This is a genomic window from Candidatus Leptovillus gracilis, assembly GCA_016716065.1.
GTDB classification, from domain to species: domain Bacteria; phylum Chloroflexota; class Anaerolineae; order Promineifilales; family Promineifilaceae; genus Leptovillus; species Leptovillus gracilis.
The window spans coordinates 118592-132386 of the sequence record JADJXA010000003.1; the positions used below are offsets into that span (position 1 = coordinate 118592).

The window sequence follows — 13795 nt, forward strand, 5'->3', positions numbered from 1 at the left end:
TAGAAATGCCCATACCGTTCCCATAAAAACACGCCCCGACAAGCCGTCAGCCAGCCTGCCAACCACCACCATAGGCCCTCCTTAATGCTTCCCATCTGTCACCATATCTCATTGAGCCACACGGCCGTTTCCTCCAACCGCGCCAGCGTCAACCCGGCCGACTTACCAACATACCGCTTGTACAAAACGCCATGCACCCGGCGATAGGCATACCACAGTCCCATCTGCCGCCGCCGCTCCTTGCGGAAAGACACAGGTCCATACAACGGGCCATGCCCGCGACACAGATTGCGCCGCTGTCCACTGCAATAGCGGAAGGCCGACGCCGTTTCCAACCAGGCAAACCAGGCGGGTGACTCCACCGAGCACACAGGCACGGGGTCGGGATAACAGAACAAGAGTTGGTCACGGATTTCTGGCGTCATTTTGCCACGATTTTCTCCCCATGAAAAGTTACCCTACGCCCACCTCTGGTCGCAGCGCCGCCTGACTCCGTTGCGCCTCTTCCATGCGCATACTCTGGATGTCTCGCCCAAACTCAATGATGATGCTATGATGCACCACCCGGTCTATGGCGGCCGCCGTCGTCAATGGGTCCTTGAATATCTTGTCCCACTCCGAAAAGACCAGGTTGGAGGTAATCACCAGACTGTGCCGCTCATACCGCTCGCTCAAAAAGGTGAACAACACCTCCATCTCTTCCCGACTCTGCTGCACATAGCCAATATCATCCAGAATGACCACCTCAAACCGGTCTAAACGCCGCAGTTCTCGTTCCAGTTCATATTCCTGCTTAGCCCGCAGCAGCCGCCCCACCAGCTTGAAGGTCGGCGTAAACAGCACCGAACGGCCGTTTTCCACCAACAGATGCCCCACGGCCGCCGCCAGATGCGTTTTGCCTGTGCCCGGTAAACCAAAGCACAACACATTCTGGGCCTGATTGACAAAGTCCCCGGCCTGCAAATAGGGTAACTGCCGCCGGATGCGCAGCGGCAAGCGGCCTTCGTCAAAACGGCAAACGTTTTCCCCGGCGGCAGCTTCGACTCCAGCCGCAGACGCTCAATGCGCCGCTGCTGCCGCGTCGCCACCTCCTGTTCCAACAAGTGGGCTAAAAAGCATCCAGCGGCCAGTTATCCCGTTCCGCGCAGCGCATCCCTTCCTCAAGCGCTGCTGCCATCGTCGGCAGCCGCAGCGTCTTGCAATGCAGCCGCACCATCTCGCTCTGATTCATGCCCGTCGTCATGCGCCACCGCCTAGCGCGCCACCGCTCAGCGCGCCACCGCTCAGCGCGCCACCGCTCAGCGCGCCACCGCTCAGCGCGCCACCGCTCAGCGCGCCACCGCTCAGCGCGCCACCGCCGACCAACAACTGGTCGTACAGGCGCAATTCCACCACCGGCTGCGTCAGCGCCGGCACGACCGCCGTTTCCACACGCAGGAGTTCGGCCACATCCACCTCGCTCCACGTCTGACCGGTGGTCAGCAGCAGTTCCAAAGCCGCCGCCACGTCACACTCTAGATGACGCGCCGCCAGATGCAGAATTCGCAAATAAGCTAAATCGGCCCGGCGTGGCGCATACTGCCGGTCCAGCGCCTCCCACGCCTGCCGAAAGACGAGCGAGGGGAACAAATCGTCCCGATACCGGTAGCGGCGAAAGCCCCCCGGTTTGCGCAGCAAGCTGTCAATGACATGGCGGTAATTCACCTGGTGGACCTCATTGCCAATGAGCCGGGCGAAGCGGTCTACCAGTTGACCGGCGTAATAAATCTCCAACGACCACTCATGGATAACCACCGTCACCATTTTGCCGATGAGCGACGTGGGCACAGAATAAGTCTTCTCCAGCACTCGAATGAGGCTGCCCTGACTGACGCGCAGCCGCAGTTTGCTGTGGTTGACTAGCGGCGTGGCCGACAACGGCCGCATCACCGCCAATTCTTCGCGCAATCGCATCTCGCGCCGTTTGTTGCGCTTGTCCATGATGTCAAACAAAAGGTCTCATACACCGCCAGGCTGGCGAAATCGCGGCTGCCACGCAGCAACAACTGCTGCGCCACCGACTGTTTTAGCTTGCCGTTGCTCGATTCCACATCCCCATTCTCGTCAGACGCACCCAGATGAATCGTCTGCGGCGTCAGGCCATAGTGGGCCAGCAGCGCCAGATACTCATCGGTGTACGGCCGTTCGCGTCCTCTTCATCACTGCGCAAGCGGCGGGTTGCCGCCGAACTGTTGTCTGTCTGGACAATTTGCGGCACATAGCCCAATTTCAGCAATGCGCTTTGTAAGCCCAGGCGCACCGCGCTCAACGATTCCGACTGCGCCACACGCCCCCATTCCCAGTTGGAATAAGGCAGGACGCTGTGGATGAGCATGTGTTTGAACGGTTGTCCCTCCAGCGTCACCTCTAGTTCGGTCATCCAGGTGCCGTCCAACTGCATCATCTCGCCTGGCTCCCGTATCTGGTCCAGACTGGCCGTTTGCTCTTGGTTCAGCGCCCGCCAGGTCGTGACACGTCGTTGCAGGGTACGCAGTTGACCCTCCTGGTATTTGCCCGGCTGCTGTTCGCACAGCCAGTCGAACAATGTCTTAGCTTCCAACTCCGGGGCCGCGGCCAGCATTTTCTCTAACATCGGCCACTCAGCAGCAAAAGCATCCGGTCGGGTCTTGTACGTCCGCGCCTTCTCTAGTTGACGGGGCAGCAAACCCGACTGCTCGTATTTGCTGACTGTTTTGCGGCTGCGCAGATTGGCTTTGGCCGCCGCCTGTTCCTGATTCTTACCCTTTTTTCGTTCACGCATAGCAATCCTCACTTGTGCGTCGGTGGCTGTCATTGCTTTACTCCTTACATAAATGTCAGGAGTTTAGCCGCAGTCACGTTGACGCCTAAATGGGCATTTCTAATTGTCGTCAGTGGGTAATTCTAATTGTCGTTGGCCGAGAGCGAGAGTAAGAAGTACATTCTTCCTCTAGCTCTAGCTCCATCCTCTCGCTCCCGCTCCATCCTCTAGCTCGCTGGCTGCCAGTTGTGCCGCGCCCATAATTCGCGGCAGTAGCCATGCGGCACATCCCACAGTTGTTTTCCCCCGCGCTTGCTCGCCCATTCCGCCTGGCTCACTGGCCGGCCGCAATGGGGGCAGATATTGTCGCGGACCACCCGCCAACGCCTGTCATACTTCTCCTGGACGGCGTCGGTGACCACCAGCCACACCGGGGATGCCTGCAACCAGCCATCATCTTTCTCCTGGTGCAGCAGCCAACGGTACAGCAGGTATCTTTCACCATCCTGGAGTTGGCTGCGCTGCGGCCACACGCCCCGATAGGCCACCGAAGGTGGGTGGCTCGGCTGCTGCGCCCACTCATTGAGGAAGGCAGCCAACTCATCCCGATACCCCAGCGAGCCGAAGTCCGGGCTGTAACCGGCCGGGGTGCAGCCCGCCAGCAACGCCGCCGCGCTGGTGACCTTTTGTTTGTCCTCCCAACGGAAGCCGCTGACAGTCACAAAGGCGCTGCGCGGCCATGACTCTTCCTGACCATCCGGCCACAGCAGCGTGTGATGCCCGTGCCGGTCGTGGTTGTAGACGGTCGGTACACGGCCGTAAAACGACCAATCGTACACATCGCCCAGAACGCAGGCGTGCAGCCCGACGCGCAGGGGAGTGTCACGGCCGTCAGTCAAAGCCACCTGCGCGTCGGTGCAGTCGTCGCGGAAACAGTGCTGGCTGTGGGTCAGGTCCAGCGGGTCACCGCCGCCGTTCTTGCAGACCATCGTCAGCACCAACTCGTCGCTGCGCGGCAGTAGGTAGCGGGCGGCTGTCGGCTGGTAATGCGCCCAGGTGCAGTCCACCACGAAGCCGGGGTCGCCGGCCGTGTGGCGCACGTGGAATTCGGCCTGACAGCAGTCGCACCAGACGCCGGAGAAGCCGACGGTGACGAAGGTTGTCCCGTCGCACAACGGACACTGGATGAGGCGGAAGGGGGCATTGTGGTCTACATGCTCGACCTGAACTCCCCAATCTGCCGCTATCGCCTGCTCCAATGGGCGATACGCGGTCAGGGCCGTCAGAGCTTGCGGGTCGGTGAGGGGGGCGGCTTGCCCGGCCGTTAACGGCGCATCCAGGCAGACGATACGGCCGTCGGACAGACGGTAGTGGGGTGGGTGGGGTTGGCTACCCTCTGGTTCCGGCAGCGCCAGCAGCCAGGTCCCGGCCGGCAAGTCTACTGGCTGGTCTGGTAGGCGCATGGCATAGCGGGCGTGAATGTCCCAGCGGGACGGCTTCCTGACCGTCAGCGGCCGGCGTAGGATGTAGGCAGTTGGGGACATGGCATTCCTCCTTATTAGACTGTAGCTATAGATTCACCTCATCCGCCCCGTTAGGGGTATGGCCCTACGTTTCTTCCAGTTCCGGCCGCCAGAAGTCCGCACCTTCCCCCTTGCTCGTCACCAATACTATCGTGTAGGCTCCCGCACTCGACAGCTCAAGGATACCCAAACCGACCGCGTAGGCGCTCAGCCGCACTTGTTCTTCCTGGCCGCGCAGCGCCCGCAGCAGCCGGTCCCGGTCTACTACCAGCCTGAAAGCTGGCTCAATCTGGGGAATAGCCCTGGCAAACGGCGGCAGCCGGACGCCCTCATCCACCACAAATTCATCCGCCTCGTCCAGCGCCACGCAGCCCCGCTTGCCCAGCGCAATCCGCCGCGCGTGCAGGCTGTACTGCCCCCCGGCTACCAATTGACGGCCGTCGCTGTACACATGCTTTAAATCCTTGTGTTTGCCCATCGTTGCCTGCTTCAACCACCTATACCATTTCTTGTTCACCGAATACCTCCATTTTGCCTGCTATACAACAAAAAACGGCCGTTTCCCCTGGTGGAGAAACGGCCGTTGCCTGCCTTTTATCAACGGGATGTCTTCATACTCGGAACGTACTAAAGATGCGCCTCCGCTAGCCCTTTCTGAGTTCACTTTGGCTCATAGAGAAGGCCGATAGCCGTCAGTACCCGCTGGCTCCTGTTTTCTTTACCAGAAGTTTGTTGGACAATACGCCCATTGATAGATAAAAGGAACCTACGATGACGATTGACACTGAACGAACCATCAAACTCCTGCAAGATGCGCTCTTACGCGATTTGGGCGACGAAGTAGACCTCATCTTCCGCTACGGCTCCTACTTGCAGGGTACAACCCATGCTTACTCAGACCTGGACATCTCTTACGTCCCAACGCATGAGACCACCTGGCACAGCATCACCGTCATGGTGGCTGAGGTCATGATTGATTGCTATCCTATCCACTGGTCTCGTCTGGAACGGATGGCGAATTTCGACGATATCAGCGGTACTGTCTTGCTGCGCAACGAGATGCTCTATGCCCGCACAACGGCCATTGCCGAACGGTTCACCCAACTCCCAGCGCGGATCCACGAGTTACAGCAACCTGCAGCGCGTCCGGCGATGCTGCGCAAAGCGCAGACCATCTTTCAAGAAACCGGCTATCCTTACTACTTACTCCGCCAGCAAGTGACCACCGGGCAGCAACTTGCTTGCCTCCACAGCGCACGCGGCATCCTCCAATCCGTGCTGCACTGCCTGATGGTCTGCAACCAGGCTTGCGTAGACACCCGCAAATTAGACCAGGTGTTGGGGCTACCTAAACTGCCTGCCGAGTTCGCCACAACTGTCGCCCAGGTTACCGAAACCACCGACCCGGCGCGCCTGCTGGCCGCCATTGAAACTTTGCTACAAACAACCCGCGCCCTCTTGCTGGCCGAGCAGCAAGCAGCCCACCATCGGCCAGCTTCCTTTGCAGCTATTTTTGACGCCGCCTATCCCGAACTGAAGGGAGACTTGCAGCACGTGATACTCGCCTGCGAGCGGCAAGATATGTTCAATTTCAATCTGACATCTCTGTACCACGAGTTGATGATCCACACGGCGCAAGCGTTTACCGGCGTCGCCTATTCCAGTTTCAACAGTCTGGCGGAATATGAGCAGGACCTTGCCGCGTTGGGCTTCCCCGATTTGCTGCCTTATGTGGCTGCCAGGGATTTCGCCGGACTCCGGCAGCAATGTCTGCTGTTTGACCTACGGTTACAACAGTTTCTCCGGGAAAACGGGGCCGCTCTCAACACATTTGCCACAATAGAGGACTTTCAGGAGTATTTGGCCGGATAGCCTGCCTGGCTCTTTGCCGATAACAAGACAGCTATGGACATCTTTTCTCTACTCGATGAAATTCAGACCATCGCCCGCAACGGTCTGCTCTACACCGATGGCCTCTACGACAGTGAACGGTACGAACGCCTTCTGAGCCTCGCCACCCGCACCTATGCCCAACTGTTGGCAATGCCAGAGGAACACATCAGGCAGCGTTTCCTGACCGAATTGGGCTATATCACCCCCAAAGTCGGCGCCGATGCGGCCATTTTCAACGACCAGGGTGAAATTCTGCTGATGGACCGCGCCGATGGCGGCGGCTGGTGTTTGCCCTGTGGCTGGGTGGAACCCAACGAAAAACCGGCAGCAACGGCCGTGCGCGAAGTCCGCGAGGAAACCGGGCTGGAAGTCGTCGTCCGACAGTTGGTCGGCGTCTTCACCCGTATGCCCGGCGGCCGCAACGGCCCGCATACCATGGTAGCCGTCGTTCATTTATGCGACGTGGTCGGCGGTACGTTAACCCTGTCCCATGAGGGTCTGGCGCTGCGCTATTGGCCCATTGACGACGTACCCGTCTGGCACGCCACCCATGAACAGTATGCCCGCGCCGCCTACGCGCGGTGGCAGTCGGAAACTCTACTGCCAGCTATCTCCAACTGAAAGAGGCTTGTATGAAAAGCTATCTCCAGCTCATTGACACCCAGACCTCTGGCCCGCGCTGCGACATAACGCCGCTATTCGCCGACCCGGCCGCCTTCGCCCAGCTCATCGCCGACCTGACAGCGCCCTTTGCCGCCACGCCGCTGGACTACGTCGCTGGCATTGACGCGCTCGGTTTTGTCCTGGGCGGGGCGATGGCCCTGCGCCTGGGCACAGGCTTCATCCCCATCCGCAAGCGCGGCAAGCTGCCGGTGGCTGCCCGCGCGGTGGCGTTTGTGGACTACAGCGGCCAGACCAAAGGGCTGGAAATCCGGCGCGGACTGCTGCAACCAGGCGACCGGGTAGCAGTGGTAGACGAATGGATTGAGACCGGCGCGCAGGCGCAGGCCGCTATCCAGCTTATCGAACAGGAAGGCGGCGTTATCATCGGTATTGCCACCATAAACATGGACGACAACCCACTGCCAGCGCGTCTGCGGCAGCGGTATCTCTGTCACGTCCTCTGGTTGGATGCACAATGACCGACGTATAATCGGTACTATGAGCAACAGTGTCAGCATCAAGAAGTTTTTGTCCGCTGTAGGCGACCTGCCCTCAGACGAGCCAGTTACAACTCCCGGCAAGTGGTACCAGACGCAGAAAGAGCACTGGATTGGTTGGCTGAACGAGTACGCTGGCCCAGGCGCTTATAACCGCCAAAACCATACCACACGTGATGCCCGTTACGCTTACAATCACATTGTCGAACCCGGAATGCTTCTTTGGCTTATCGAGGCGGCCGGCGTTGATGAGGAGCTGGTATCACAGGCCAAACGCGACTTTTCTCAAGGCACATCCTTGATGCAGCAGTCAGCCATTATCCGCCGCATCGTTCCCTGGGATACGGTAGCGACAGCTCTTTGGGGCAGTCTCCTGGGTTAAGTGAACCGGGTTATCCGCCTCGCGGCGGGGCTTCCTTTTCATCCTTTGGTTGTATTTCTGGCCGCCAGAATTCCCCATCTCCCCCCTTGCTCGTCACCAATACTATCGTGTAAGCTCCCGCACTCGACAGCTCAAGGATACCCAAACCGACGGCGTAGGCGCTCAGCCGCACTTGTTCTTCATGGCCGCGCAGCGCCCGCAGCAGCCGGTCCCGGTCTACTACCAGGGTGAAAGCTGGCTCAATCTGGGGGATAGCCCTGGAAAACGGCGGCAGCCGGTCCACGCCCTCATCCACCACAAATTCCTCCGCCTCGTCCAGCGCCACGTACCCCCGCTTGCCCAGCGCGACCCGCCGCGCGTGCAGGCTGACCTGCCCCCGGCCAACAATTGACGGCCGTCGCTGTACACATGCTTTAAATCCTTGTGTTTGCCCATCGTCGCCTGCTTCAACCATCTATACCATTTCTTGTTCTGGTTCATCGTCCACCTCATCATCCTGCCAACAGGCAACAAAAAACAGTCGTTCCTCCCTAGAGAAACGGCCGTTGCCCATTCTAAACGTCCCGATTCTCCAACCCGGTCAGAGGCTACGTTTCGTCGTTCGCCGTGTCGCGCTCCGCGCCGCTCTGCAATCGCTTGCGCTGTTCCAAATACGATTCGTCGCTAATCACTTTTCGCCCATGCTCCTGCTCAAACGCCACCCGCGCCGCACCCGCCGCCCGGCCACCCTTGTCAGCCGCCTCGATGTTGGCCTCATACCCCTGGGCATCATCCATCTGCGCATTGACGATGGTCGCCTGTTCGGCGACGTTGATGAACGCCAACTCCAGCCCTGTCATGTGGTCGCGCACTTCGCCCTTCTCCACGCCCTTGTGGGCGCGATGCTCCGACGGCGTCATACCGAACGCGCCGCGATGGACAACGGCCGTTAACAACCCATACTGCTTCCCCTGCACGCCCCGCGCCTTCCATTCATCCGTCAACTGGTTGCGCGTCTCTATCGTAATCTGCCGCTGCCGAATCCACGCCTCATCATACCCCTGGCGCAGATACCGCTGCCGCACCGCCGCCATCGCCGATTCCGCATCCCCAGTGAAGGCCGCGTCGAGAATCAGGTGAGCTTCTTCCTGGAATTGCACCACTTTGGCCCGCAGCCGGGCGTCCTTAATGCGCCCCGCGCTAATCCCGAAAAGAAAACCGCTTAGATATTGCCGGGGCAAACAGATGAGAACCCGGTTTTGCCCTTCAGCCTCACCCTGCGTATTCATTACGAATACGGAGAGGGTCCGGATTTTCTTCGCCAACACCGCATCTCGCCTGATTCGGTTGAACTGCGACCCCCAGGAGAGACCCAACGCCTCGACAATCGGCCGCAGCGCCACATAGATTTCGCCGTCTTCGCCTAACTGCACGATAAGCCGGTCTTCATAGAATGGGATGGTCACTTCGCCAATGGAGAGTAGTTCCTGGTCGTTTGTCTCGCTCATCGTCACCTCGCTGCGCCTGATTCGTCCGGTTTTCCGCAGGCTGTTTGCCTGACCAGATTATACCCCTGATAGAACATATGTGCAGCCCAAGAAAGCGCCGGTCAGTCTGACTGGCGCTCCAGGCGAAACGGGGCCAGCGTGGCCGCCGTCATCGGCACACTGCGCATGACCGGTGGCGTCAGGCTGAAATAACAGCCCAGCACCGTCACCTGCCGCTGCAAGACCATCTCCGTCACCAGATGGCCGGCCACGGCCGCCACCAGCCGGTTGACCATCAGCGATTGCGCCTCTTGTTGAGCCATGACGGCACAGGAGACGGCCGTTGCCTCCTCCGCCTCAGCCAACAATCCCGGTTCCTGGAGGTAGGGGTAGGGCAGGCCGGTACACAAGCCGAGTTTGTCCAGCCGGATCATCTCCGGCCGGCCGGTATTGCCCAGCAGCACTTGACCATTGACCCGCTCGTTGCCACACGACAGCAGCCAGAGGCCGCCATCATGGGCCAGCGCCGTGCGCGCCATCTCCTGCCGCGCCGCTGTGTTGTCCACGCAGTCAATCAGGAGGTGTAATTGCCCCCGCCGCTCTGCCCCGCCCGAAAGCCAGCGTTCGCCCAGCGGATGGTTGTACCGCTGCGGCCAGGCGACCACGTCCAGCCCGTAGGCGGCGTTGAGCCGCGCCGCCAGGTCTACGCATTTGGGCACGGCCGTGGTCAGGGCGCTGGCGGCGGCAAAGCTCTGCCGGCCGACGTTGCCCGGTTCAACCACGTCGTGGTCTACCAACGTCAATTCCACCCGGATGCCTTGCTGCCGCGCGTGGTAGGCCAGGCCGCCCAACGCCAGCGCCAGCGCCGACCCGGTGCCGCCGCAGCCTACTTGCAGGATGCGGACGTGGCTGGTTTCTCTTAGCAGGACCCGATAGGTTGGTTCGATGGTCAGGGGAGTCATCGGTAGCTGGCGGCTGGTTGTTGGTAGCTGGCGGCTGGTGGTTGGCGGCTGGCCGTTGGTGGTTGGCGGCTGGTGAACGGCCGTTAACCGGTTGTCGGCTGCCATTGGCTGGCGCGGTTGCCGCTCCGGTTAAGTCCTCCACCTCGACCACCGGCAGGCCAAAGTAGCCGCCTGGCTGCCCTTTGCCCTGGGCACGGGCAATCTCGTCGGCGATGTTGGCCCACAGGCTCTGCCACATCCGGCTCAGGGCGATGTGCAGTTCGCCCGGACTGTGCGCGACGTGGCGCAAATCGGCCCAATCGGTGAAGGCCGGAACCACCGACTGGTAGTTGCCCAGGTTCACCCGCTGCTCCAGGCTGACGCTGACGGTGCGCACGAAAATGGGGTCTGGCTCGCCAGTTGACGGCGGCTGCAAACCCAGAAAGACCAGTTCATCACCGCCTTGCAGCCGCTGGTACTGCGCCCGCACGTTCTCTCGCGCCATCCGCCGCACCCGCTCTTCGGCGTGGTGCAGGTCGAAGGCCGCCCCTTCCGTCGCGTAGCTCTTCACCCAGATGGTTATCGCCGGGTTGAGGCTCTCAAAGTTTCCCAGATTAAACTTCCGGTCGTAGGTGACGGCGAAGCCGCGCAGCAGCACCGGCTCTTCCAACTCGTAGGTGAAGCCGGTTAACTCTTCTTCTAAACTAGCCGGGCCAGACCCGTTGCCATTGCTCTGTCCATTCTTGTTCATCGCTTCTCCTTCTCGCTAAATGGTCCGCTGCTGCAGAAAACGACCGCTACCGGCAGCGGCAGCCAATATCCATACACCCCCACCCGCAGGCGCATCTCCGGCTCACTATCCAATTTGCCGATGACCCCGTACAGCCGCGCTCCCTGCTCGTCGGCGTTGTCGGTGGCGCTGAAAAAGGCGGCCATATTGCCGTGCGAATGCAGGTCGCACAGGATGGCCGGAGCGCTGTTTCCGACAGCGACGACGCTGCTGCCGGTGGCCAACTGCGACGGCCGTCGGACCTGCACCCGTCCAGCCTGGCAGTGCAATTGGTAAAACACCTCGTTCAGCCCGCCATCCGGCCGGCGGGCGCGGCCGGCGTCGGCCAGAATACTGTTGAGCAGACTGCCCGACAAGCGGGGAATCTTGAGGCGAAAATCCGCCGCCAGCAGCGGCAGCCCACGCACAACGGCGGCAGCGACCGGTATCCGGGCGGCGAAAAAGCGCGTCTCGGCGCGGATGAACAGCCCATTGCCCGCCAGAACGTACTGATAGGCCAGGGCATCGGTCGGCGGCAGCGGCTCGTGGCGGTGAATCTGGTAGGTGACCAGGTTGGGGAACATATCTCCTCCGGATAACAAAAAGCCGTCGCCACCAACAAGGTGGCGACGGCCGTTGCGAGTGACAATGCCTGGGAACCGGCGTCTGTCGGCTATGGCTATCGCTATCGCTTACAGAAGGGTAAAAGTCAAAAGACAAAACACCATCAAAGCAAATGCCCGACACTCTGCCGTGTAGGAACCAATTCCTTCAGTGGGAAATGCTTCTTGCCGTTTAACTCTGCCCACAAACGGCGCACGTCGTCCGGGTAACGCTGACACTTGCCGTTACTCAGATGAGAATTGAAGGCGCTGCCTTCCAGGAACAAATCCAGCGCCGGCCTGATACTCTGCGTCGAGCAGACCGGAAAGGGCGCGTCGCCCTGGCAGATATGGCCAGTGTGGTGGACATTTGGGCAGGGGGCCTCGTACAGCGGTTCACGGCCGTTACTCGGCCGCTGCCTGACAGCAAACACGTGGTAGGCTTTGCCGCTGCCGACAAACACCAGCGATGGTAGGGGAATATGATACCCTTGCCGCACTGCGCCCTCTTCCACTTGCACCCGCCACCGCCGCGCCGGGACAAAGATAGCCAACGTCACCGTCTGTCCGCGCTGCCGCCAGAACAACACGTCCGGCGGCAGCAGACCGCTGCCCAATGTCACGTTCATACAAGCGCCGACCACGTCCTGGACGGCGACGGGATGGGTGGTCGTCCGGCCGTCTTCCGTCCACTGGCTCATCATCACGGCCGTATTGTAGAAATCCAACCGCAGCCGCGGACATGTTGTCACAGATACCCCATCTTGCTCATCCATCTTCGCCCTCTTCCTCTAGCTCTAGCTCTAGCACCCCCTCTTCCTCTAGCTCTAGCTCCTCCCACGCCGTCGCCAATGCGTCGCGCACGGCCGTCAGCTTATCGGCAGTCTCCACCGGCGTCTGCTCTTGCCAGTCCAACAGCCGCTGCGCCCGCTCGGCCACCGGCTGCGCCGCCTGCCATTCGGCCGCCAGCCAGGCCACGTTCTCGGCCGTCCACGGCGGATGCCCCCCGCCCTCGACCAGGGCCATCTCGCCGGTGTCCAGCCAACTATTGCCAGTGTTGTGGTCCAGCATCTCAATCAGGTCCGGCAAGGCGTCCAGCGGCTCCGGCAGGTTCAGCTCGCGCAGTCTGGTCACCAAACGCTGCGGTTCCAGATTGCGGGGAACCAGGTGGTCGGGATAGAGGGCGGCGAATTCGGCACGGCCGTCCGGTGGGTCGTCGTCGCGGCGGGCGTAGCTCATGTACAGCAGATAGGGCGCTGGCTCTTTCCATCCATCCCACTCGTCGTGCCACTCATCGTAGCCCAAAGGCACAAGGGGAATCTCAAACAACCGCCATTCGATGCCTTCCAAATCTATCTCCCAGACATCCTCATAGACAGGGAACAGTCTGCCCACTCGCTCCAGGAAGCGGCCCATGGCCTGAGACACATCCTCGTCGTCGCGCCAACCGCCGATTGCTTCATCCAGCCATTCAGTCTCGTCCGGGAAAACCATCTCGTACAACTCTGCCAGCCGGTCGGCCAGTGGAAGAAAGTCGAATGGCGGGATGATGGGGCAGACAACCGGGGTATCGGCCAAGGCGTCGGTCGCCGTCAGGAGCGTCGGCCGCAGGTCTAGAATCCCAAGGGCAGGCAGGGCAGGGGAATGGGCGGTATTTGTTGACATGAAACTATCATCCGGTTGACCGCGAAGGTCTGGTCGCGCACGTCCGCCGTACACGCCTGCAAAACAGCTCTGTGCCGCCGAACAGCGCGTAGGGTTAACGGCCGTTCGCCTTCTAAAGCCGCAAAGATGGGAACCAGCGGGGCGCCGCGCTCCGGCAAGACGGCCAGCGCGGCCAGGAGCGCGTCAAGACCAGTTGTCTCCGGCTCATTCATCGCTGCCCGCCCCTTGGGCCGCGCACCCTTGGGCCGCGCACCCTTGCGCCGCGCACCCTTGCGCCGCGCACCCTTGCGCCGCGCACCCTTGCGCGCCACTTGCTTGCTGAAGGTAATCTCCAGTGTCCCGTCATCCAACAGTTTCTCTTCCGTTTTGGCGTGGCTCAATTCCGGCAGGAAGGTCCGCAGGTGGTGGAGGACGTTCTCGACGCTGTACTCCGACCCCGGGTCGGGAAAGGTTTGCGCGCCGTATTTGAAGACGCGCCGGGTGTAACCGGACGCGCCCGCCGTCGCGGGGACGGCGACATTGTCGGTGATGGGTACTTCTTCGGTTGTCATCGGGTCTTCTCCTTAGCTAGAGGATTGAGCGAGAGCTAGAGGATTGAGCTAGCAGCTTGTCGGA

The 13795-nt window shown here is 60.8% G+C and carries 16 protein-coding genes and 1 pseudogene; 4 read left to right on the top strand and 13 right to left on the bottom strand.

The genetic code is table 11. The annotated features are described in order from the left end of the window. Positions 1–98: 98 nt before the first annotated feature. The 6 genes and pseudogenes from IPM39_09375 to IPM39_09400 form a co-directional block, all read right to left on the bottom strand. Positions 99–425, bottom strand: coding sequence for a hypothetical protein (locus IPM39_09375; protein ID MBK8986277.1), 327 nt, complete (start codon positions 423–425; stop codon positions 99–101). Positions 426–453: 28 nt separating this feature from the next. After that, positions 454–1130, bottom strand: a pseudogene (locus IPM39_09380) (ATP-binding protein). A gap of 109 nt (positions 1131–1239) precedes the next feature. Beyond that, positions 1240–1992 carry a hypothetical protein gene (locus IPM39_09385; GenBank protein ID MBK8986278.1) on the bottom strand — a complete coding sequence of 251 codons (753 nt, stop codon included), beginning with the start codon at positions 1990–1992 and terminating at the stop codon, positions 1240–1242. Between the two features lie 142 nt (positions 1993–2134). After that, positions 2135–2800 carry a hypothetical protein gene (locus tag IPM39_09390; GenBank protein MBK8986279.1) on the bottom strand — a complete coding sequence of 222 codons (666 nt, stop codon included), beginning with the start codon at positions 2798–2800 and terminating at the stop codon, positions 2135–2137. A gap of 206 nt (positions 2801–3006) precedes the next feature. Then, entirely contained in the window at positions 3007–4323 is a 1317-nt protein-coding gene (locus tag IPM39_09395) for a hypothetical protein (GenBank protein MBK8986280.1), read from the bottom strand. 64 nt (positions 4324–4387) lie between these two features. Next, positions 4388–4780, bottom strand: coding sequence for a hypothetical protein (locus tag IPM39_09400; protein MBK8986281.1), 393 nt, complete (start codon positions 4778–4780; stop codon positions 4388–4390). 293 nt (positions 4781–5073) lie between these two features. Here IPM39_09400 and IPM39_09405 point away from each other — a divergent pair, with 293 nt between their 5' ends. The 4 genes from IPM39_09405 to IPM39_09420 are packed head-to-tail and all read left to right on the top strand — an operon-like array spanning position 5074 to position 7737. Beyond that, positions 5074–6174, top strand: coding sequence for a hypothetical protein (locus IPM39_09405; protein ID MBK8986282.1), 1101 nt, complete (start codon positions 5074–5076; stop codon positions 6172–6174). 33 nt (positions 6175–6207) lie between these two features. Beyond that, positions 6208–6816: an NUDIX hydrolase N-terminal domain-containing protein gene (locus IPM39_09410; protein ID MBK8986283.1), complete on the top strand. Its 609-nt coding sequence runs from the start codon at positions 6208–6210 to the stop codon at positions 6814–6816. 11 nt (positions 6817–6827) lie between these two features. Further along, positions 6828–7337: an adenine phosphoribosyltransferase gene (locus IPM39_09415; protein ID MBK8986284.1), complete on the top strand. Its 510-nt coding sequence runs from the start codon at positions 6828–6830 to the stop codon at positions 7335–7337. A 19-nt stretch (positions 7338–7356) separates the two neighbouring features. Further along, positions 7357–7737 (top strand): hypothetical protein, encoded by a 381-nt coding sequence (locus IPM39_09420; protein MBK8986285.1) that lies wholly within the window; start codon positions 7357–7359, stop codon positions 7735–7737. A gap of 10 nt (positions 7738–7747) precedes the next feature. On the opposite strand, the gene IPM39_09425 is transcribed toward IPM39_09420, so the two are convergent. From IPM39_09425 to IPM39_09455, 7 genes are all read right to left on the bottom strand, one after another. Continuing rightward, positions 7748–8191, bottom strand: a complete 444-nt coding sequence (locus IPM39_09425) for a hypothetical protein (GenBank protein MBK8986286.1) — start codon at positions 8189–8191, stop codon at positions 7748–7750. A 133-nt stretch (positions 8192–8324) separates the two neighbouring features. Further along, positions 8325–9224 (bottom strand): hypothetical protein, encoded by a 900-nt coding sequence (locus IPM39_09430; protein ID MBK8986287.1) that lies wholly within the window; start codon positions 9222–9224, stop codon positions 8325–8327. Between the two features lie 101 nt (positions 9225–9325). After that, positions 9326–10270, bottom strand: a complete 945-nt coding sequence (locus tag IPM39_09435; GenBank protein ID MBK8986288.1) for a ThiF family adenylyltransferase — start codon at positions 10268–10270, stop codon at positions 9326–9328. 621 nt (positions 10271–10891) lie between these two features. Further along, positions 10892–11497, bottom strand: coding sequence for a Mov34/MPN/PAD-1 family protein (locus tag IPM39_09440; protein ID MBK8986289.1), 606 nt, complete (start codon positions 11495–11497; stop codon positions 10892–10894). 143 nt (positions 11498–11640) lie between these two features. Further along, positions 11641–12291 carry a hypothetical protein gene (locus IPM39_09445; protein MBK8986290.1) on the bottom strand — a complete coding sequence of 217 codons (651 nt, stop codon included), beginning with the start codon at positions 12289–12291 and terminating at the stop codon, positions 11641–11643. After that, positions 12284–13180, bottom strand: coding sequence for a hypothetical protein (locus IPM39_09450; protein ID MBK8986291.1), 897 nt, complete (start codon positions 13178–13180; stop codon positions 12284–12286). Before IPM39_09450 ends, IPM39_09445 begins: the two co-directional genes overlap by 8 nt. Then, on the bottom strand, positions 13129–13731 hold the full coding sequence (locus IPM39_09455; protein ID MBK8986292.1) for a hypothetical protein: 603 nt from the start codon (positions 13729–13731) through the stop codon (positions 13129–13131). Before IPM39_09455 ends, IPM39_09450 begins: the two co-directional genes overlap by 52 nt. Positions 13732–13795: the final 64 nt, after the last annotated feature.